This is a genomic window from uncultured Sulfitobacter sp. (assembly GCF_964021855.1).
Lineage (GTDB): Bacteria > Pseudomonadota > Alphaproteobacteria > Rhodobacterales > Rhodobacteraceae > Sulfitobacter.
Window position 1 is genome coordinate 76,920 of sequence record NZ_CAXHZD010000001.1, and the last position, 20,962, is coordinate 97,881.

At 57.9% G+C, this 20,962-nt stretch carries 21 protein-coding genes; 6 read left to right on the forward strand and 15 right to left on the reverse strand.

Going from position 1 to position 20,962, the window contains the following annotated elements:
* Position 1: 1 nt before the first annotated feature.
* The 6 genes from AADJ11_RS00355 to AADJ11_RS00380 all read right to left on the reverse strand — a co-directional run bounded on the left by AADJ11_RS00355 (position 2) and on the right by AADJ11_RS00380 (position 5,800).
* Positions 2-2,449: an FAD-dependent oxidoreductase gene (locus tag AADJ11_RS00355; protein WP_341232578.1), complete on the reverse strand. Its 2,448-nt coding sequence runs from the start codon at positions 2,447-2,449 to the stop codon at positions 2-4.
* Entirely contained in the window at positions 2,442-2,825 is a 384-nt protein-coding gene (locus AADJ11_RS00360) for a GFA family protein (RefSeq protein WP_341232579.1), read from the reverse strand. Before AADJ11_RS00360 ends, AADJ11_RS00355 begins: the two co-directional genes overlap by 8 nt.
* Before the next feature lie 2 nt (positions 2,826-2,827).
* Positions 2,828-3,451: a LysE family transporter gene (locus AADJ11_RS00365; protein ID WP_341232580.1), complete on the reverse strand. Its 624-nt coding sequence runs from the start codon at positions 3,449-3,451 to the stop codon at positions 2,828-2,830.
* Entirely contained in the window at positions 3,451-4,023 is a 573-nt protein-coding gene (locus tag AADJ11_RS00370; protein WP_341232581.1) for an XRE family transcriptional regulator, read from the reverse strand. Before AADJ11_RS00370 ends, AADJ11_RS00365 begins: the two co-directional genes overlap by 1 nt.
* Before the next feature lie 67 nt (positions 4,024-4,090).
* Positions 4,091-4,549 carry a GAF domain-containing protein gene (locus AADJ11_RS00375; protein ID WP_341232582.1) on the reverse strand — a complete coding sequence of 153 codons (459 nt, stop codon included), beginning with the start codon at positions 4,547-4,549 and terminating at the stop codon, positions 4,091-4,093.
* A gap of 78 nt (positions 4,550-4,627) precedes the next feature.
* On the reverse strand, positions 4,628-5,800 hold the full coding sequence (locus AADJ11_RS00380; protein ID WP_341232583.1) for a thiolase family protein: 1,173 nt from the start codon (positions 5,798-5,800) through the stop codon (positions 4,628-4,630).
* 88 nt (positions 5,801-5,888) lie between these two features.
* Here AADJ11_RS00380 and AADJ11_RS00385 point away from each other — a divergent pair, with 88 nt between their 5' ends.
* The 3 genes from AADJ11_RS00385 to ggt all read left to right on the forward strand — a co-directional run bounded on the left by AADJ11_RS00385 (position 5,889) and on the right by ggt (position 8,588).
* On the forward strand, positions 5,889-6,224 hold the full coding sequence (locus AADJ11_RS00385; protein WP_341232584.1) for an STAS domain-containing protein: 336 nt from the start codon (positions 5,889-5,891) through the stop codon (positions 6,222-6,224).
* Positions 6,225-6,253: 29 nt separating this feature from the next.
* Entirely contained in the window at positions 6,254-6,733 is a 480-nt protein-coding gene (locus tag AADJ11_RS00390) for an ATP-binding protein (protein ID WP_341232585.1), read from the forward strand.
* 277 nt (positions 6,734-7,010) lie between these two features.
* The gene (gene ggt / locus AADJ11_RS00395; protein WP_341232586.1) at positions 7,011-8,588 is read left to right on the forward strand and encodes a gamma-glutamyltransferase; all 1,578 of its coding nucleotides are present in this window, start codon (positions 7,011-7,013) and stop codon (positions 8,586-8,588) included.
* A 34-nt stretch (positions 8,589-8,622) separates the two neighbouring features.
* Here the strand turns inward: ggt and hspQ are convergent, their stop codons facing one another.
* Complete coding sequence (gene hspQ / locus AADJ11_RS00400; RefSeq protein ID WP_341232587.1) at positions 8,623-8,949, reverse strand: heat shock protein HspQ; 327 nt, start codon at positions 8,947-8,949, stop codon at positions 8,623-8,625.
* An 84-nt stretch (positions 8,950-9,033) separates the two neighbouring features.
* Between hspQ and AADJ11_RS00405 the strand changes: the two genes are divergently transcribed.
* Both AADJ11_RS00405 and AADJ11_RS00410 read left to right on the forward strand, forming a co-directional pair.
* Positions 9,034-9,915 carry an AEC family transporter gene (locus tag AADJ11_RS00405; RefSeq protein WP_341232588.1) on the forward strand — a complete coding sequence of 294 codons (882 nt, stop codon included), beginning with the start codon at positions 9,034-9,036 and terminating at the stop codon, positions 9,913-9,915.
* A 73-nt stretch (positions 9,916-9,988) separates the two neighbouring features.
* Positions 9,989-10,582 carry a lytic transglycosylase gene (locus AADJ11_RS00410; protein ID WP_341232589.1) on the forward strand — a complete coding sequence of 198 codons (594 nt, stop codon included), beginning with the start codon at positions 9,989-9,991 and terminating at the stop codon, positions 10,580-10,582.
* A 39-nt stretch (positions 10,583-10,621) separates the two neighbouring features.
* Here AADJ11_RS00410 and AADJ11_RS00415 read toward each other — a convergent pair whose 3' ends face one another.
* The 4 genes from AADJ11_RS00415 to AADJ11_RS00430 form a co-directional block, all read right to left on the reverse strand.
* Positions 10,622-11,227 (reverse strand): outer membrane lipoprotein carrier protein LolA, encoded by a 606-nt coding sequence (locus AADJ11_RS00415; protein ID WP_341232590.1) that lies wholly within the window; start codon positions 11,225-11,227, stop codon positions 10,622-10,624.
* Between the two features lie 159 nt (positions 11,228-11,386).
* Positions 11,387-14,236: a DNA translocase FtsK 4TM domain-containing protein gene (locus AADJ11_RS00420; protein WP_341232591.1), complete on the reverse strand. Its 2,850-nt coding sequence runs from the start codon at positions 14,234-14,236 to the stop codon at positions 11,387-11,389.
* Positions 14,237-14,253: 17 nt separating this feature from the next.
* On the reverse strand, positions 14,254-15,438 hold the full coding sequence (locus AADJ11_RS00425) for an aminotransferase class I/II-fold pyridoxal phosphate-dependent enzyme (protein WP_341232592.1): 1,185 nt from the start codon (positions 15,436-15,438) through the stop codon (positions 14,254-14,256).
* Between the two features lie 107 nt (positions 15,439-15,545).
* Positions 15,546-16,874 (reverse strand): amidase family protein, encoded by a 1,329-nt coding sequence (locus AADJ11_RS00430; RefSeq protein ID WP_341232593.1) that lies wholly within the window; start codon positions 16,872-16,874, stop codon positions 15,546-15,548.
* Positions 16,875-16,960: 86 nt separating this feature from the next.
* Between AADJ11_RS00430 and AADJ11_RS00435 the strand changes: the two genes are divergently transcribed.
* Positions 16,961-18,187 carry an FAD-dependent monooxygenase gene (locus AADJ11_RS00435; RefSeq protein WP_341232594.1) on the forward strand — a complete coding sequence of 409 codons (1,227 nt, stop codon included), beginning with the start codon at positions 16,961-16,963 and terminating at the stop codon, positions 18,185-18,187.
* Between the two features lie 4 nt (positions 18,188-18,191).
* On the opposite strand, the gene AADJ11_RS00440 is transcribed toward AADJ11_RS00435, so the two are convergent.
* From AADJ11_RS00440 to AADJ11_RS00455, 4 genes are read right to left on the reverse strand one after another with little or no spacing between them, the layout of a single operon-like run.
* Positions 18,192-18,377 (reverse strand): Trm112 family protein, encoded by a 186-nt coding sequence (locus AADJ11_RS00440; RefSeq protein WP_341232595.1) that lies wholly within the window; start codon positions 18,375-18,377, stop codon positions 18,192-18,194.
* Entirely contained in the window at positions 18,374-19,018 is a 645-nt protein-coding gene (locus AADJ11_RS00445; protein ID WP_341232596.1) for an LON peptidase substrate-binding domain-containing protein, read from the reverse strand. Before AADJ11_RS00445 ends, AADJ11_RS00440 begins: the two co-directional genes overlap by 4 nt.
* Positions 19,019-19,045: 27 nt before the next feature.
* Positions 19,046-19,960, reverse strand: coding sequence for a co-chaperone YbbN (locus AADJ11_RS00450; protein ID WP_341232597.1), 915 nt, complete (start codon positions 19,958-19,960; stop codon positions 19,046-19,048).
* A gap of 52 nt (positions 19,961-20,012) precedes the next feature.
* Positions 20,013-20,801 carry an exodeoxyribonuclease III gene (locus AADJ11_RS00455; RefSeq protein WP_341232598.1) on the reverse strand — a complete coding sequence of 263 codons (789 nt, stop codon included), beginning with the start codon at positions 20,799-20,801 and terminating at the stop codon, positions 20,013-20,015.
* Positions 20,802-20,962 lie beyond the last annotated feature (161 nt).

Here is a 20,962-nt window from a genome sequence, read left to right on the forward strand (position 1 = left end):
TTCACGCCCGCAGGCGTTCGTTTTCTGGATCCCACAGCGGTTGATCCGCCTGAACAATTGCACGGCACTTGGTGCCGAAGATGTCCACGTAGACTTCCGTTTCGGGCACGGCAAGGTCGGCGCGCAGCATCCCGAAAGCGATCGATTTATTCACGCGGTATCCCCAATCACCTGATGTGGTTTCACCAACAACCTCCCCGTTGTGCCAAAGGGTCGACATATAGGGCGCGTCCTGATCACCTGCTTCAACCACCAGCGTGACAAAGCGTTTTGACACGCCCTGTTGCTGTTCACTTTGCAATGCCGCTTTGCCCGGAAAACCCTGTGATTTGTCCAATTTCAAGAACCGATCCAGCCCACATTCCAGCACGGTGTAATCGGTGGAAAGATCCCCCTTCCACGCGCGATAGCCTTTTTCCATCCGCAGTGAATTCAGCGCCCACATTCCAAACGGCTTTGCCCCCGCAACAATCACGGCCTCGTAAATCGCTGGCATGTCAGCGTTGGCGGCGTGGATTTCCCAACCCAGTTCCCCCGCAAAGCTGACGCGCACCAAGGTGCAGTTCACCCCTGCAACGCTCGCGGCTTGATGGGAGAGCCACGGCGCAGACAGATCAGCCTGCGTCTTTAACCCTTCAAATAAGCCACGCGATTGTGGGCCCGTAACGATCAAGGTCGAATAGTCCCGCGTGTGATCGGCCAACGTCAAACCGGCATCCAAAGCCGGGCGCAAGACGTCGAAATCGTGCCACTGCGCCGAGGCTGCTGTGATCAGCGTAAAGTCGTCGTCCCCATGGCGCAGGCAAGACATTTCAGTCACGACGCGCCCGCGATCATCGGCGAAATACGCAAGGTTCATCCGCCCCACCTTGGGCAGGCCAGCGGTGATGCGCCCTCGCAGCCATTCAGCGGCCCCCGCCCCTGACAAACTGAACCGCGAGAACCCCGGCAGGTCTAACACCCCGACATGGTCGCGCACCGCCTCGCATTCCTCGCGGATGCGCGGCACCCATGGCCCGTTGCGGTCCCATGTCTGGGTTGCCTCTTCGGATACATCATCGCCGGGGTGCGCGAACCAGTTGGCGCGCTCCCACCCGTTATAGGGACCCATCTGCCCGCCAAGGGCGACAATACGGTCATGCACGGGGGACAGCTTTTTATCGCGGCCCACAGGCCAAGCGTGGTGCGGGAAATGCATGGCGTATTCGTGGCCATAAACCTCCATCGCTTTTTGGTTGGCATAGTCCTGATCGGTGTAATCGGTATAGCGGCGCGGATCGGTCGCCCACATATCCCATTCGGTCTGACCTTGGGTGATCCATTCCGCCAGCACCTTGCCCGCGCCACCACCTTGGGTGATGCCAAAGGTGAACACGCAAGCCTCGAATGCATTGGGTACGCCGGGCATAGGCCCAATCAGCGGCAACCCATCTGGCGCATAAGGGATCGGCCCGTTGATTACGCGCGACACGCCGGCAGTTCCCAACATCGGCACGCGGGCCATCGCGTCTTCGATATACCATTCCAGCCGTTCCAGATCGTCGGGGTACAGCTGGAATGAGAAATCATCGGGCATCGGATCATCGGGCTGCATCCAATGCCCTTTGCAGTTCCGCTCATACGGGCCAAGGTTCAGGCCGTATTTGTCCTGCCGCAGATAGTAGGAGCTATCCACGTCGCGCAGCAGCGGCACCTTATGGCCGTGCGCTTGGCTCCATTCCTTAAGCTCGGGAATGTCATCTGTCAGGAAATACTGGTGGCTCATCGTGGCCATCGGGACGGTCCGTCCGCCGTAGGGTTTGAACCATTCACCAACGCGCTGCGCGTAATATCCGGCGGCGTTCACCACCTTTTCGCAGCGTATATCCCCCTTGGCCGTGTGCACGATCCATTCGCCGTTCTCGCGGCTGACGCCTGTGGCGAGGCAGAACCGTTCAATCCGCGCGCCCATATCGCGGGCACCTTTGGCCAACGCTTGGGTTAATTGAGCGGGGTCAATATCGCCGTCATCCGGGTCATAGAGGCCGCCGGCCAGATCATGGGTTTCGATGAAGGGGTATTTTTCCTTGATGGCGGCAAGGTCCATCATCTCTAGGTTTAGACCCTGATAATTGCCCATGGAACAAGCGCGCTCAAACTCCATCATCCGGTTTTTACCATGGGCCAGCCGGACCGATCCGGTGACGTGGTAATTCATCGGATAATCGACTTCTTCCGCCAAGCCTTTGTAAAGCTCCAGCGAATAGCGCTGCATGTTCATCACCGCCCATGAGGTGCTGAAACTGGGGCAGTTCCCCGCCGCGTGCCACGTCGAGCCTGCGGTTAATTCGTTCTTTTCCAGCAAGACGCAATCCGTCCAGCCCATCTTGGCCAGATGGTACAGCGATGAAACGCCGACGACGCCGCCCCCGATGATGACAACCCGTGCTGTGGTTGGAAACTCAGCCATCTGTCTTCTCCTCTTGATTGGTTCCGCGCGGGATGTCGTAGTAATCCCCCTTATCCGCGACAAAGATGTGCCGCGTCAGGTGCATGCCTGTAGGACCATCAATCGCACCAAGGGAAACGCCAGTGTCAGGATCCTTGTCCGATTTCCAAAATAGAAAGCTGCCACAGGTCGGACAGAACCCGCGCCGCACGCCAGGGGATGATGTGTACCACTTTGGCGACCCTGATACGTTCAATCCGTCATCCATCACCTGCACCGATGCCCAGTGATGGCCTGATTGCTTGCGACACTGGCTGCAATGACATGCTGCGGGATCACGCGCAGCCGCGTCCGCTTTGAAAGAGATTGCGCCGCAGAGGCAGCTTCCTTTTATCATGGTCAGCCCCTTCCCGCAGGTGTTGAGGCGGCCCCAAGCAGGACGCCGTAAATGACAAAGCTCGCGGCCATAACGCGCCGCACCCAGACGTTGAACACGGCCCCCATCGCCGCCCGGCCCAGCCCCGCGCCAAGCGCGGTAAATCCGGTATAGCTCAGCGCGGTAAGCGTCAGTGCCGTCGGCACAATCACCACCATCTGTTCCCAGATCGGCACATCTGGTTGAACAAACTGACTGAACGCGGCCAGATATCCGGCCACCGACTTGGGGTTGATTGTGGCAATGGCAAATGCGCGCAAATAGATCGACCGTGTGGGGCGGTCCGCCACCGTGACCGGCGTATTCGCGTTCATCCATCCGCGTATCCCCAGATAGATCAAAAACCCCGCGCCAATGAACTTGGCCACGGTAAAAGCAGTCTCGGATGTGGCGATCAGGGCCGTGATGCCAAAGGCCGACAGAACCAGAAACAAGCTGGCTTGGGTCAGAATGCCCAGCACGCCGATCAAGGCGCGCCTGAACCCCAAATTCATGCCGTTGTTAATGCAATTGACCGCGTTTGGCCCCGGCGTGGTCACAAACACCACCCAGAACAACGCGAATATGATCCATGCCTCAAAGCTCATTAGTACACCGGCGGGGCAATGACCCAGATCGCAACAGCGGGGTCGGGGTTGGGGTTTGACCAGCGAAACGGCTCTCCGCGAACGCGGAAACTGTCGCCGGGGTTAAGGGTGTGGGTTGTGCCGTCAATCTCGAACTCAAGGCTGCCAGAGATCAGGTATCCGACTTCTTGGGTGGGGCGTGTGACCAGATCTTTGATCCGGCTAAAGGGCTGAAATGTTGAATGGACCATTTCAAAATCATCGGTCAGATCAGGGGAAAGCAATTCTTCGACCAGACCTGCCACAGAGGATCCGATGGGTCTGCGCGCGCCTTGGCGTACGATAAACCCAGCCTCATGCGCGGGGGCCGCCGCATGGCGAAACAGCATCGACACGGACACCCCCAACGCCTGTGCAATGTGGCGCAGGTCGGTGATGGAAGGCTCGGACAGGTCACGCTCGACCTGGCTCATCCAGCCGACAGAACGGTTCAGCGCATCCGCAAGATCATGCAGCGTTAAGCCGCGCGCCTTGCGCAAGGCACGCAGGTCGGCACCGAGCGTTTGAGACGTGGAAAGAGGCGCGTGTTGCACTGGGTTGCATCCGTGAAATTGCCGTTCATTTTTTCACGCTGCCCCAGCTTCGTGAAAAAATCCAGAACTATTTCACGGCTGCAAAGCAGTTTTTCAAAATCGCTTGGAATTGATCTGCGTCTTCTTGGGTAAAGGCATCAGGTTGATTGCTGTCGATATCGAACACGCCGATCAAGTCACTGGCACCATTCCAAACCGGTAAAACCAGCTCTGACCGGGTGGAGCTCGCACAGGCGATATGCCCGGGAAATGCATCGACGTCAGCGACCAACTGGGTCTGCCCGCTACGCGCCGCGGCACCGCAGACACCACGGGAAAACGGAATGACCAAGCAGCCGTGCCCCCCTTGATAGGGCCCGATCTTAAGCAATTCGGGTTCAGTCACGCGGTAAAACCCCGTCCAGTCAAACCTGTCATCGGCGTGATGAACCTCGCACGCGACGGTGGCCATCAGGGCAACTGCATCAGTTTCACCATGGGTCAGCGATTGCAGGGTTTCAGCAAGGGTAGCGTAGTCGATTGTCATGTGACACCTTTTGAAACAACGGTTGAAGGGGGGCTGTCTGCCCCCCAATCCCCCCGAGGATTTTGATCCATTTGGAATTTAGGGACGTTCGATCGCGATAGCCGTCCCTTCGCCACCCCCGATACAAATTGCAGCGATGCCGCGTTTCAAGCCGCGTTTTTCCAGCGCGTTTAGAAGCGTCACGATAATGCGAGCACCTGACGCGCCGATGGGATGGCCCAGCGCGCAGGCCCCACCGTTCACGTTCACGATGTCATGGGACAGGCCCATCTCGTGCATGAAGGCGAGCGGGACAACGGCGAAGGCTTCGTTGACCTCCCACAGGTCAACGTCTTCCTTTTGCCAGCCCAGCCGGTCGAGCAGTTTTTGGGCGGCAGGCACAGGTGCCGTGGTGAAGAGGCCGGGGGCCTGGGCGTGGCTGGCGTGGCCCATGATATGGGCGCGCACGGTCAGACCTTGGTCTGCTGCCGCTTGTTCGGAGGCAAGTACCAAAGCCGCAGCGCCATCGGAGATCGACGAAGAGTTGGCCGCCGTGACTGTGCCCCCATCGCGGAAGGCTGGTTTGAGGTTTGGTATTTTCTCAGGCCGTGCATTTGCGGGCTGTTCGTCTGCGCTGACGGTAGACGTGCCCTTGCGGGTGGTCAGTTCCATCTGCGCGATCTCGTCATCGAATGCTCCGGAGGACTGCGCCTCAAGCGCGCGCGACAGGGACGCCAGCGCGTAGTCATCCTGAATGGCGCGGGTGAATTGGAACGTCTCGGCGCAGTCTTCGGCGAAGGTGCCCATGAGGCGGCCCTTGTCATAGGCGTCTTCGAGACCGTCGAGGAACATATGGTCAATGACCTGAGCATGCCCCAAGCGGGCCCCGCTGCGCATCTTGGGCAAGACGTAGGGCGCATTTGTCATGCTTTCCATGCCGCCCGCGACCATTACATTCGTATGGCCCAATGCAATCTGGTCAAAGGCGATCATCGCGGCCTTCATCCCAGAGCCGCACATCTTGTTCAGAGTCGTTGCAGGGACCTCTTCGCCGAGGCCCGCCTTGAAACCGGCCTGACGCGCGGGTGCCTGGCCTTGACCGGCCGGCAGAACGCAGCCCATCAACACCTCATCCACGGTTTTAGCCCCGGCACCGTCCAATGCGGCCTTGATCGCGTGGCCGCCCAGATCAGCCGCGGTCATATCTGCGAAAACGCCCTGAAACCCACCCATTGGTGTGCGCGATGCACCTGCAATGACAACTTTTTGCACTTTGAACTCCCCCCAAAGACTTAAAAACCGAATCGTAAGACATCTGCCTTATCCCGTTGGGATACTGCATTATCTTTGGGACCAGAATATGAGACTTTCAGCCAGAACAGAAGAGCTACTGCAAGTTGTGACAGTCCTTGATGATCGCATCGATGCGGCGGTCGCGTTGGAATTCAAGGAAAACGTGCGGCAAATTACGGAAACTGCACCCGCGACTGTAATATTAGACCTAAGCGCAGTGGTATTTATCGATTCCAGCGGGTTGGGTGCCATCGTGGCCACGATGAAATACCTCGCCCCCGAACGTACCCTTGTGCTTGCCGGGCTGACAGCGCCTGTGGACCGTGTCTTTCGGTTGACGCGCATGGATAGTGTGTTTTCGCTTTACCCTACCTTGAGCCACGCCTTGCACGATCAATCGTAACGATGACCGCGGACAACCAAGGCGGCAAATTGGATCGTGGCACCGCCCATGCAGATATATTCGAGCTGTCCCTTGCCGGCACTACCCGGGACGTCAGGAATGCCCTGTCGACATGCCGGGCGCTGCTTTCCCCCATATGCGAAAACCCGCAAAAATTAGATGACATCGAATTGGTGATGGCAGAGACGTTCAACAACATTGTTGAACATGCCTTGGCCGGGCAACAGGGCGGTGCACCGATCCAAGTTTCCTGCACCCAAGATGGCGATCATATCTCGATCGTTTTTAAGGATTCTGGCCTCCCCTTTACCAACAACGTTCCGCCGCAGCCGAAACAAGTCGGCACAACCGCACATGCGAAATCGCTGCCAGAAGGGGGATTCGGCTGGGGCCTGATCCACCATTTGACGCAGGAAATTTCCTATGCGAGGGTCAAACAGCACAACGTATTGACTATTGTTATCAATGTGGCGGCCCCGACAACTGCACCGCACCAAAACCCATCATAATAAGGCTGCGGAACCGGCCTGCGCTGGCTGCCCTGCCACAAATGGATACGTGGCTTCATGCTTTCACCGCAAAAGTGCCGCTGCGTCATCACAGTTTTGCCCATCTTTGACATCATACGGTAGGTCGTAGCTGCAACAAAGCTTCCCTCAGCATCGTGTTTTTAGCCCCCACCCAGTACGCGATGCTGAGGACTTACCCCCCAGAAAAAATTGGTTTTCCATTCTGCAGCGCGCTAGGTTCCGTGAAAAGAACAACCGCAACAGGAACAGTTTTATCATGCGCGACTTCCAACTTCCCGGACGGTCCCCCGTTCTGGCGACAAACGGCATGTGTGCCACGTCCCACCCACTGGCCGCCAAAACCGCAATCAACATTCTTGAACAGGGCGGCAACGCGATGGATGCCGCCATTGCCGGTGCTGTTTTACTGGGGATATGCGAACCGCAAATGACCGGGATCGGCGGCGATTGCTTTGTGCTTTATTCCCCCGCTGGCAGTGACGAAGTGCATGCATTGAACGGGTCGGGCCGTGCGCCACGGGCACTGAACGCTGCGGTATTGCGCGACGCAGGTGAAACCACCGTGCCCTTGACCAGCCCGCATGCTGTATCAATCCCCGGCGCGATGGATGCGTTTTGTACGCTGTCAAACGACATGGGCAAGTTGGGCCTTGATACGTTGCTGGCACCGGCAATCCACTATGCCGAGAACGGGGTGCCCGTGGCGGCACGTGTGGCGTTTGACTGGGCCAATGACGCGGGCACATTGCAGGGCACGGCCCGCGACGTTTACCTAATGAACGGCAAGGCCCCGCAATCAGGGGCGATCTTCCGCGCGCCCGGCCAGGCCGAGGTGCTGCGCCGTGTGGCCAAAGACGGCCGCGACGCATTCTATACCGGCGAGATCGCAGAGGACATGGTGGCAGCCCTTGGTAAGCTGGGCGGTCTGCACACGGCAGAGGATTTCGCCAACACCGCTTGCACTTACGGCGACCCTATCGCGGCCACCTACAAAGACGTCGAGGTGTTGGAACACGCCCCAAATGGCCAAGGCGCGACCGCGCTTTTGATGATGAACATGCTGAGCCATTTCGACATCGCGTCGATGGATCCGCTTGGGGCGGAACGTGTGCACATCGAAGCAGAGGCCGCCAAGCTGGCCTATGACGCACGTAACCGGTTCCTTGCTGATCCCGACCACACGTCGCGTCTGGAACACATGCTTGACCCTGCCACCGCACAGAAACTGGCCGCGCTGATTAATCCGGCCAAGGCGATGGCCGACCCCACGCCGCTGTCCGAAGCGGTGCACAAAGACACGATCTATATCACCGTGGTCGACAAGGATGGCATGGCGGTTTCGCTGATCTATTCGATTTTCCACGGCTTTGGGTCCGGCATCGCGTCCGATAAATTCGGGATCTTGCTGCAAAACCGCGGCGCGGGCTTTACCCTTGAGGAAGGGCACGTGAACGAGCTGCAGGGCGGTAAGCGCCCCATGCACACGATCATTCCCGGCATGATCCGCCAGAATGGCAAGGTGCTGATGCCGTTCGGCGTCATGGGCGGGGCGTATCAACCCAACGGTCACGCGCGTCTGGTCTCGAACCTGATCGACTTTGGCATGGACCCACAGACGGCCATCGATGCACCCCGCGCCTTTACGGACAAAGGTGTCTTGAGCGTCGAGAGCGGATATAGCGACGAAGTGCGCGCCAAGCTGTCGGACATGGGCCATAAGGTCGAGATTCCACGAACAGCTATCGGCGGGGCGCAGGCGATCAAACTGCGCAGCGATGGTGTTCTAGAAGGGGCCAGCGACCCACGCAAAGACGGCTGCGCCTTGGGCTATTAACACAAGCGGGGGGCGCGGAAACGCGCCTTCCGGCTTAGTTCAGCTGGAAATGCAGGGGGTATGCGCCATCGGTCAACGGGCCGAACAAATCAGGGATGTCGGGATGTTCAACAGGTTCGCCAGAATAATCCGCGACCAGGTTCTGCTCGGACACATACGCCACGTAATAGCTTTGGTCGTTTTCGGCCAACAGATGATAGTAGGGCTGGTCTTTCAGCGGGCGACTGTCTTCCGGAATCGCTTCGTACCATTCATCGGTATTGGCGAATTCGGGATCGACATCAAAAATCACGCCGCGAAACGGGTGCTTTTTGTGGCGAACGATCTGGCCAAGATGATATTTTGCGCGTGTTCTAATCATAACATTGATGCACCTACCTTTCGTTAGTAGTCCCTTCAAGGGGCATTTGTCCAATGTCCGAGCCCAAAGATAAGGAAACAGTGCGTGAACCTGACGCTGACAGTGCTTGAGATCGTCGCCCCGGTGTTCCTGCTTGCAGGGATTGGATTTGCTTGGGTGAAGCTGGGATTTGAATATCGCATCCAATTTGTCACCCAACTGGCGATGACCCTATCGGTGCCCTGCCTGATTTTTGTGTCCCTCATAAATACGCAAATTGACCCCGCCGCGCTGACAGCTTTGTCGCTCGCGACGGTGGTTGCTTATGGGGGTGTCACATTGGTTGCGGCGGCAATTGTCTGGGCCATGGGACTGAACCGCCGGACCTATCTGGCACCGCTGATTTTTGGCAATACGGGCAATCTGGGCCTGCCCTTGGCGCTGTTTGCCTTTGGCGATGCGGGACTTAGCTATGCTGTGGTTGTGTTCGCCGTGATGGCGATATGGTCGTTTACCTTTGGCATTTGGCTGGTGGCGGGCGCGGGTTCATTCGGCAAAGTCATGCGCGAACCATTGGTCTGGGGCACATTGCTGGGCGCGCTGTTTCTGGTGCAGGGCTGGCAAACGCCCAAGTTTATGACAAACACGCTCACCCTTTTGGGGCAGATGGCGATCCCGATGATGCTGATCACATTGGGCGTTGCCGTGGCGCGATTGACTCCCGGCGGCGTTGGCCGTGCTGTTGTGCTGTCGGCGATCAAGCTGGTTATTTGTGTCGCCATCGCGTGGGCAGCCGGGGCTTATTTTGAGCTCGACCGCACGGCCCTTGGCGTTTTGGTGCTGCAAGTCGCCACCCCCGTCGCTGTCACGTCCTACTTGCTGGCCGAAAAATACGGGGCCGACGCGCAATCGGTGGCGGGGCTGGTGGTCGTATCAACATTGATGTCGGTGGCCGCTTTGCCAATTCTTCTGGCGTTTTTGTTATAAATTTTCGGTGGGCGCACCTGCGGAAATCTGGTAAACTGACAAAAATAATAAAACGACAAAAAGCGAGAGGCCAATGAGCAGAACCTTTTGCGCCCTAATAATTGCTGTGTTTTTAGCATCTTGTGGTGGAGGCGGCCCCTCCAATGCCCCAAGGCAGCTGGATAACGCCTGTGCGATTCTTAAGGAGCGCCCGAAATACTACAAAGCTTTCCGGAAAACCGAACGCCGTTGGGGCGTTCCGATGCACGTCCAGATGGCGACGATCCATCAGGAAAGCAAATTCATCGCCGATGCGCGCACGCCGTACCGCTATGTCATTGGTGTGATTCCCATGGGCCGTCAGTCCAGCGCATATGGCTATAGTCAGGCGCTAGATGCCACGTGGGATGAATACTTGCGCGAGGCCGGACGGCGCTTTGCCAAGCGTGACAAGATCGATGACGCTGCCGATTTTATGGGCTGGTACATGACCAAAAGCCGGACCAAGAACGGCATCCCCTTGCATGATGCCCAGAACCAGTACCTTGCCTACCACGAGGGCAACACCGGTTTTGCGCGCCGCACCTATAACTCAAAGCCATGGCTGATCGAGGTCGCGCGCAAGGTGCAGTTGCGTGCGGATATGTACGAACGCCAAATCGAAGGCTGCCGCCTGCGCCGCTGGTAAATAATATGGCCCGAGGAACAAATCCTCGGGCCTGTTCGCTTAGCGGTTAACGGCAGGGGCCTTGCCGCTGACATCAAATATACTGTTCGCCAGCGGGACGCCTTTTTCCAGCTCGCCCAACACAACAGTCGTCTGACTGCCGTTCCCGTTATTGATAACCCACTGACGCAGCTCGACCGGGTTACCGGTGAACTTCAGTTCGATATTGCCATATTCAGGATGTTCCGGATCTTGGGCGCGCACAGTCGTCGACGTGCCATCATAGCTGTGGCCCGTGACCATTCGGGCCTGCCCCAAGTTCACATTCGCAGCCAGAATGATCGAAAGCGGTGTCTTCGACAGCGGGTATGTTTCCGCCGGTTGGTTCGACTTTTTGTCGTAGATGACAACCGTATTGCTGCCCGCGATCACGATGCCTGTATCGGGCGCATTATATTCAAAACGCACCTTGCCGGGGCGTTTGATGTAAATCGTGCCTGTGCTGATCGATCCATCATCATTGATCTGGGTGAAATCGCCCTGCGCGGTCTTCATCGCGTTCAGATAGCTCGAAATCGCGTTCAAGGGCAGCTTTTCGGCAGCGGCGGGCAGTGCTGCCGCCAGACCAAGGCCGAACGCCAAAACAGTGGTGATCACAAAACGCATCTAAGTATTCCTATTGTTATTCAGGTGCCTCACCCCAGACATAGGGTTTCGTGCGATGATATGCGATATCACGCGGCATGATATCGCCTAACACCCCTTGAAACGAAACAGGGCTGGCGTGTTCCCAAGCCAACCCCGCATCCAAGTTATTCGTTCCGGTCAGCCTTGCTCGGGCACCAGAATTTCGCGTTTACCAACATGGTTGGCGGGGGAGACGAGGCCCTGCTCTTCCATCTGTTCGACCAAACGCGCCGCTTTGTTATACCCGATGGCCAGTTTGCGCTGGATATACGAGGTCGAACATTTGCGATCTTTGATCACGATGGCAACGGCGGTGTCATACAACGCGTCTTCGCCATCGGTGTTGCCACCCAGACCCAACACGGCATCAATGCTGCCCTCTTGATCGTCAGCCGGGCCTTCAACGACACCCGAAACATAGTCCGGTTCACCGTAAGCCTTAAGGTGGTTCACGATTTCTTCGACTTCTTCATCGGATACAAACGGCCCGTGACAACGGACAATTTTCGATCCGCCCGCCATATACAGCATGTCGCCCATACCCAGCAGTTGTTCCGCGCCCATTTCACCCAGAATGGTCCGCGAGTCGATTTTCGACGTTACCTGAAACGAAATACGCGTCGGGAAGTTCGCTTTGATCGTGCCGGTAATAACATCGACCGACGGGCGCTGCGTGGCCATGATCAGGTGGATACCCGATGCACGCGCCATCTGCGCAAGCCGCTGGATACAGGCTTCGATCTCTTTGCCCGCAACCATCATCAGGTCGGCCATTTCGTCGACGATGACGACGATATAGGGCAATGTCTCTGGCTTGAATTCATCCGTCTCAAAAATCGGCTCGCCGGTGTCTTCGTCAAAACCGGTTTGCACGGTACGGCTGAACAATTCGCCCTTGGACAGCGCTTCGCGCACGCGGCCATTATACCCTTCGATGTTGCGCACGCCCATCTTGGACATCTTGCGATAGCGTTCTTCCATCTCGCCCACTGTCCATTTCAGCGCGACAACAGCCTTTTTCGGGTCGGTCACAACAGGGGACAGCAAATGCGGGATACCGTCATAGACCGACAGTTCCAGCATCTTGGGGTCGATCATGATCATCCGGCATTCTTCGGGCGTCAGCTTGTACAGCAGTGACAAGATCATCGTGTTAATCGCCACCGATTTACCGGACCCCGTAGTACCCGCAATCAACAGGTGGGGCATCTTGGCAAGGTTGGCGACAACAGGATCACCGCCGATATCCTTGCCCAAGGCAAGCGGCAGGCGCATGGTGCTGTCGCCAAAATCACGGGCCGACAGGATCTCGCGCAGGACGACTTTCTCGCGGTTTTCATTTGGCAGTTCGATACCAATAACGCTGCGGCCGGGCACGGTGGACACACGCGCCGACAGCGCCGCCATCGACCGCGCGATGTCGTCGGCCAAACCAATCACGCGGCTGGCTTTCAAACCCGGCGCGGGTTCAAGTTCGTACATCGTGACAACGGGGCCCGGGCGCACGGCGACGATTTCGCCTTTCACGCCATAGTCATCCAGCACGCTTTCCAACATGCGCGCATTTTCTTCCAGCGCGTCATCGCTTAGGTGCAGTCTTTCGACGACATCCGGGCTTTCAAGCAGGTTGAGCGGCGGCAGTTCAAACCCGGGATGCGTATCCTCAAAGGTCAGGCCCGGCTGCGCCTCGGCTTGGGCCTTTTTGCTGGGTTGAATCACTTTGCGAACCGGTTGCTGGACAACTTTCCGCGGGGTCGCCACGGGGATCGTCATCGCGTCATCGGCGGCGGCATCTTGCAAAGGCAGGGCTTCGGCTTCGGCAAAGGCCGCGTCGGCGGCAACGTCGATTTCATGCTGTGAGACGCCCGAAGCCGTCAATGGCGGCTCGGTACGCGCGGCACCTGTCAATGGTGGTTCTTCGCGCAAATGGCTGCGCGGGGTCGCGTCAAGAACCAGCGGATCAGGGCCGCGACCGCGACCACGGGTCAGCGGTGCCGTAGTGGGCGTGTGCACGGCGTTAGCCGTACGAACACGGCTTTTGATCACGTCAGCGATCTTTGATTTGATCCGGTCATCACTAGGCGCTTGGTCAATCTCAACATCCGACCAATCCTCAACCAGTTCTGGTTCCGGCATGGGCGCGGTGCGTTTCACCAGCGCGGGCATCTTGGCCAACAGCCCCGTTTTTGGGGCCGCCACAGGGGTATCATCCGCTGAGCTGTACGACATCTGCGAGGCTGCAAATTCCGCGTTCTCCTCCGCTTCAATCCGGCTGCGTTCGCGGCGCTCGGATTGGCGCGCTTGCACCTTTTGCGCGGCCACAACCGCGCCCGACGCACCACGGCCCAACAAGTTCATCAGGCCCGCATAGACCATGATCACACCCACCAGCATAAATCGGAAAATGCGGCTCAGCTCGGCCTTGGTGAACCCCATAACGAAAGCACCAAGCGCAAGGATCGCCGTCGCCATCAACACCGACATCATTTTAATCGTAAAGATGGACCCGATCGGCAAGATCGTCAGGATCGCACCCATCACCGTATCGCCAAACAACCCGCCCAGACCAAAGCTATGGGTCTGAAGCCACTGCGCATCGGGGGTCAACGTCGCCCCATAAATCGAACACAGTGCGACCGCGATAGGCGCAAATATCAAACGGCCCATCGCGCGTTCAGCGCCACGGTGCAGCGCAAACCGCACGCCCCAGGCCAGCAGAATTGCCGCAACAGCCCAAGCGCCCCAGCCCACAATCATGAACAACGGGGCCGCCAGCGATGCGCCCATCCGGCCCAGCCAGTTTTGCGCAGGCGCGTCGGTGGATACCATCCAGTTGGGATCATCGGGGGTGTAGCTGCCGATCATCATGGCCGCCATCAGACCCAGCACAATAAGACCGACGCCCAGCAATTCCTTGCCGCGTTTTTCAATCGCCTCGGCCATTTTGCTGTCTAGTAGGGGATCACGTCCGCGTGTCTGATATGCCATTGCTCTGTTCCCTCGTCTTATTTCGGATAGAGACAGTCGCGGATCGCTTCGATCCCGCGCGTTGTCTCTTTTATTGGGGCGACCATGGCCACCCGTATATATGTCTTGCCGGGGTTTTCCCCGTTCACGGTTTGCGCCAGATAACTGCCGGGCAATACCCGCACACCGGTTTCACGCCACAGCTTCAGGGCCGCAGTCTCGTCATCTTGAACCGGTAGCCACAAAAAGAACCCCGCCTCGGGGCTGGCATATCCCGGCACATTGCCCAAGATGCGGTCGGCGACCTCGTATTTCTCAACGTATAGCGCACGGTTTTGCGCCACGTGTTCCTCGTCTGCCCAGACGGCAGCGGCGGCGGCTTGCAACGGCAGGGGCAAAGGCGCGCCTGCATAATTGCGCAGTTGCTTGATCTCGCGCATCGTATTCGGCCCGCTCGCGACAAAGCCTGAGCGCAGGCCCGGCAGGTTCGACCGTTTTGACAGCGAATGGAAAATCACAACGCGATCGGGGTCAGCACCGATTTCTTGGGCAACCTGCAAGGCCCCAACGGGCGGCGTATCGCGGTAAATCTCGGAATAGCATTCATCGGCGAAAATCTTGAAATCGTATTTTTCGGCCAGCGCCAGCAGTTCGGTCCAATACTCACGGCTCGCCACCGCGCCCTGAGGGTTCGCAGGTGAACAGATATAGGCGGCAGTGGTCCGGTTCAGCACATCCACGGGCAGGCTGGCAAAATCCGGCAGATGGCCGGTTTCCAACGTGGCCGGCACCATAATCGGATCAGCCGCAGCGGAAATCGCCGCGATCATATAGACCTGATAAAACGGGTTCGGCATCAAAATTGCGGGCTTTTGGCCGTTCTTGGTTTCGGGGCAAACCGCCATCACGGCGTTATAAAGGCCTTCGCGCGTACCGTTCAGGGCCATGACCTGCGTGTCGGCGTCCACAGCCACATCATAGCGGCGCTTGATCCAGTCGGCGATGGCACCGCGCAATTCGGGCGAACCGTCATTTGGCGGATAGCTGTTAAACCCAGCTGCGTTTTGCGCAATCACATCCGTTACCCACACCGGAAACGCATGTTTCGGCTCTCCGATGGTCATATGAATAGGCACACCGCCGCCGTCATGCGTATCAAGCAATGCACGTAGACGCGGCCACGCATGGGCCGGAAGGTTCGAAAACCGCTCGGGGTATAACATCAAAACTGCCTCGGGTTCGGGATCATAAGCGCCCCGTTTCTTCCAAACTACCCAAGGGCTTGCCTCACGTCCAGAGAATCTCGGACATCAGGCGGCTTTTGTGTCTTTTAGGCCAATGCCTCTTGCGCGGCGGCCGCAAGGCGTAACAGGCGTTCTTCGCCCCCCGGCGCGCCCATCAGCGTAATCCCGCAAGACGGCGTGCCCGTTGGCAACGTCATTGCGCAGCCCCCCATCAGATTGCCAATGCGCGTATTGCGCAATGTCATCAGATTGGACGACACATAATACTCGTGATCGCTTTCCAACCGCTCTAGTTTAGGTGGCAAAATTGGTGCCGTGGGCAGTATCACGGCGTCAAAACCGGCAGTCGCGCGGGCATACGCCTGGCGTATCCCCTCAAGCTTGGTCCAAGCGGCGATATAGTCCGGGCCGGAATGGCTTTTGCCCAAGCGGAACCGTTCAAGGATCTCTGCATACATTGCGTCTGGGTTATCTTCGATGACATCGCGCCACAGGCCATAAGCTTCGGCGGTGTACAAACAGCCGCTCAGTGGCATCGCGTCTTCCAACTCTGGAAACTCAAGGGTTTCGACGGTGGCACCGGCGTCTTTTAGCCGCTCAACAGCCGCGTCGAATGCAGCGGCTGGCGCGTCCTCGACGCCGTCCATCGCGACGGTGCGCAACACAGCCAAACGCCGCCCTTCAAGGTCGGCACTGGATAAATCAGCGGGTTTTCCGCCCTCAAGTGCTGCCAGCAGCAGGCCCGCATCCTCGACCGAGCGACACAAGGGCCCCACGGTATCAAACTGCTTTGCGAGCGGTACAACGCCATCCAATGACACACGGCCCGCCGTCGTTTTCAGCCCCACCAGATCGTTCCACGCTGCGGGGATACGCACAGAACCACCTGTATCTGACCCAATCGCAGCAGCAGCCAAACCAAACGCTACAGATGCCGCCGCGCCTGACGACGACCCGCCTGAAACGGCCCCATGATCGTTCACACATGGGGGCGTTGCCGTTGACGGATTATACCCCAACCCCGAGAATGCCAGTTCGCTCATGTGGGTTTTGCCAAGGCAAACCAGCCCCTTCGCCGTGGCATTTTTCAACACCTCTGCATCATGCTCCGGCACGCGCCCCTTCAGCAATAATGACCCTGCTTCGGTGCCGACCCCGGCGGTATCGAACAAGTCTTTCCAACTGATCGGAACGCCGTCCAAGGGGGAAATACGTTGCCCTGCTTTTGCGCGGTCCGATGCCGCACGGGCCTCGGACATGGCGCGATCGGCGGTGACGCGGGCATAGATGCGATCGCGCAACGGGTGCGCGTCGATGGCATCCAGATATGTTTTGCACAAGGCAACCGGATCAATTTGCCCCACTTCAATGCCCCGTCCCAAATCTGCCGCAGTCATTGTCAGCCAGTCTTGCATATCGTTCCCTCGTTTATCCGGTGAAACGGACGGTAGCGACGGTTGCACGCATGGACAATCCCTGACGCAAGACCATATTGAAGCACATGAAATTTGATACAGATATCGCAATCGTCGGCGGTGGGCTGAACGGCCCCGCCTTGGGTTTGGCACTGGCGCAGATCGGGCTGCGGGTGACCATTATTGACCGGCTGGAAGGCGACGTGCGCAAAGACGCCGGTTTCGACGGGCGATCCTATGCGATGGCGCTGACATCGACACGGTTGCTGGACGGTATCGGCGTGTGGGGCGACGTGGCAGAAAATGCCCAGCCTATGCTTGAGATCAAAGTGACCGACGGGCGCGCAGGCGAAGGGCCGTCGCCGTTTTTCATGCATTTTGACCACGCCGAGATTGAGGAAGGCCCGATGGGCCACATGGTCGAAGACCGCCACCTGCGCCGCGCACTGACCGACGCGACCCAAACGACCGAGAATATTACGCTGCTGAATGGCGAAACCGTCATCGCGCAGAATGTGGATGCATCAGGCGTTACGTTGACATTGGCCAGCGGCAAGACCGTGCGGGCAAAGCTGCTGGTTGGCGCGGATGGGCGTGGTTCAGGAACGGCAATGCGCGCGGGGATCAAACGGATTGGCTGGGGTTACGGCCAAACGGCGCTGGTCTGCGCAATTTCCCACGAAAAACCCCATGGCGGGGTGGCGCATCAATTCTTTATGCCCCCCGGCCCGCTTGCGATTTTACCGCTGACCGATAATCGGTCGTCAATCGTTTGGAGCGAAACCACAGAAAACGCGGCGCGGATCAATGCCTTGCCTGATGATGCTTATCTGGATGTGCTGCGGCCAAGGTTCGGTGATTTTCTGGGTGAAATCTCGCTCGCCGGGGCGCGCTATACCTATCCGCTGAGCCTGTCACTGGCGCATTCTATGGTCGCTGATCGCGTGGCGTTGCTGGGGGATGCGGCGCATGGGGTCCACCCTATCGCGGGCCAAGGGTTGAATGCGGGGATGCGCGATGTTGCGGCCTTGGCCGAGGTCATCGCTGATGCACTGCGCCGTGGTCAGGACGTTGGAAGTGCGACGGTTTTGGATCAATACCAAATCTGGCGACGCTTTGATAACACCGCATTGGCATTGGCGACCGATAGCTTCAACCGTTTGTTTTCGAACGATAATTCACTCCTGCGGATTGCCCGAGATGTGGGAATGGCAGCGATCAATGCGCTGCCCGGGGCCCGGCGCGGATTTATCCGCGAAGCGGCGGGGCTAACAGGGGAACTGCCCCGCTTGATGCGCGGCAAACCACTGTAATCGGTCAGTCTATCACCCGCGCTTCATCGACCAGCATGACCGGAATGCCGTTGCGGATCGGATAGGCCAGACCTGCCGCCTTGGACACCAACTCCTGCTTTTCGGCGTCATAGCTCAGCGTGGTTTGCGTGCGTGGGCAAATCAGCGCCTCTAGCATACGGCGGTCGAATTGTACTTCTTCACTGCTCAATTCATCATCTCCCCTTCATGGCCACCACGCAGGGTGTATTCAATCAATGTCAGCAGCGTTTCGCGGCGCGTCGAAAGCGACGGTGCTTCAAGCAGTGCCTGCTTATCCTCGGATTCAAGGTCTAGCATCATCGACAGAGAATTGATCAGCAATTCATCATCTGCTTCTTTTAACGTATCCCAATCCGCCGACAGGTTGCGCGCATCGAAATAACGGCCCAGCGTATCAAGAAAATGATCGCGGTCGAAATCAACGTCTTCTTCATCTTTGCCCAGATCGCGTTCAAAGCCGTCCCAGCTTACATCGCAGCGGCGATAGGGCGTGAACCCTTCAACCTCTTGCACCACGCGGAAGCGCGACACGCCGCCGAGCGTAATCATATAACGGCCATCTTCCGTTTCGGAAAACTGGGTAATCCGGCCCGCGCAGCCAATGGTTTGCAAGCCCGGGCCATCACGCCCCGGCACCACATTAGGCTGAACCATCCCGATCAAGCGGCCAGACGTCTTAAGGCTGTCCTCGATCATCTGAAGATACCGCGGCTCAAAAATATGCAGCGGCAACCGCGAACGGGGCAACAACAATGCCCCGCCCAGCGGAAAAATCGCGATCGTATCTGGTAGCTCTGATTGCTTTATCATGAGGCTCTATCTAGTGCGTGAAACACCTTAAGCAAATATCATTGAGCTAAGCTTGCGACGGCCATTCAGCGCAATCGGGTCATTCGCCTTGAGCGCGTCGAATATGGTGAAAAGCTGTGCCTTGGCGGCACCGTCATTCCACTCACGGTCCTTGCCAAACAAAGTCAGCAAGTGGTCAACGGCCGCCTGAACCTCTCCACGCGCATAAAGCGCCGTGGCCAGATCAAGCCGCGCTTGTAGATCATCGGGGTTGGCATCCACAGCCGCCTGCAATTCGGCAACCGGGCCAGCACCGGCAGCCTGCTTGGCCAGTTCCAGCTGCGCGTGCGCCGCTTCAAGCTCGGGGGATTTTGAGATTTCAATCGGCGCGCCGTTTAGATGCGCCTCGGCTTCGTCCAGCTTGTCCAGCGCGATATAGGCGCGCACCATGCCGCCGTAGGCACCGGCATGGTTCGGGTCTTCGCCCAGAATGGCCCCAAAGGTGTCAGCGGCATCCTGTGCTGCACCCTCGGCCAGCATGTCTTCTGCCGCCGCTACGGCCTCGTCCAGCGCGGCACCGGGGGCCTCACCGCCGCTGGCCTTGATCACACGTTCGATAAAGGCTGTGATCTCGGACTGGGGCTGTGCGCCTTGGAAACCGTCAACCGGTTGGCCTTTGTAGAAGGCATAGACTGTCGGCAGCGATTGAATTTGCATTTGCCCGACGATTTGCTGTGCCTCGTCCGCATTGATCTTGACCATCTTGACCGCGCCCTTGGCCGCCAGCACGGCATCTTCCAGCATCGGGCCAAGAGTTTTGCAGGGGCCGCACCACGGCGCCCAGAAATCAACGATCACCGGAACGTCCTGCGACGCCTCGACCACATCGGCCATGAATGTCGCCTCGGTCGTGTCTTTAATCAGGTTCGCGTCTTGCGCAGGCGAAAGGTTCAAATCCATCATATCAATATCCTCACTTGGGGTTGCTCTCTATATGTGAGCACGCCCCGCTAATTCAAAGGTCGAATGTCGCAAAGACCGGCACGTGGTCGCTGGGTTTTTCCCAACCGCGCACATCGCGCAAGATTTTGCTGGAATGCGCCGCGTTGGAAATATCCGGCGTCGCCCACACGTGGTCAAGGCGCCGGCCCTTGTCAGCCGCATCCCAATCTTTGGCACGGTACGACCACCAGCTGTACAAATTGCCCTCGGGGATGTCCTGGCGCGTGATGTCAACAAAACCACCCGCGTCTTGGGTTTCCGCCAGCTTTTCCACCTCGATCGGGGTGTGGCTGACGACCTTAAGAAGCTGTTTATGCCCCCATACGTCATCCTCGCGCGGGGCAATGTTCAGATCACCGACAAGGATGGATTTTTGCGGCTTGTCGCTGTGGAACCAGTCCCGCATATCCGCCAGATAATCCAGCTTTTGGCCGAATTTTTCGTTTACTTCGCGGTCAGGCACATCGCCGCCAGCGGGAACATAAAAATTGTGGATCGTGACACCACTTTCCAGCTTGGCCGCCACATGACGCGCATGGCCTAATGTCGCAAAATCCTGATCGCCTGCATCTTCAAGCGGTAGACGCGATAGAATGGCGACGCCGTTATACCCCTTTTGACCGCGGGCAACCATTTGGGTGTAACCCGCTGCATGGAACGCTTCGGTCGGGATTTTATCAACCGGGCTTTTGCATTCTTGCAAGCACAGCACGTCCGGTCCGTGTTCTTGAAGCAGCTTCAAAACCAAAGGTTCGCGCAGTCGAACCGAGTTAATATTCCATGTCGCTAGCGTAAATGGCAAAGAACCGTCCCCCAAATCAGATCGCGCGCACCCTAACGCGAAACGGTCCGTGGCCACCATGGCGAATTCATCTGGACGCCGGACAAAAAAGACCGGGCACAAAGGCCCGGCCTAGTCCAACAGGGAGGTATGTATCATATCCCGGATACATTAGTCGGGTT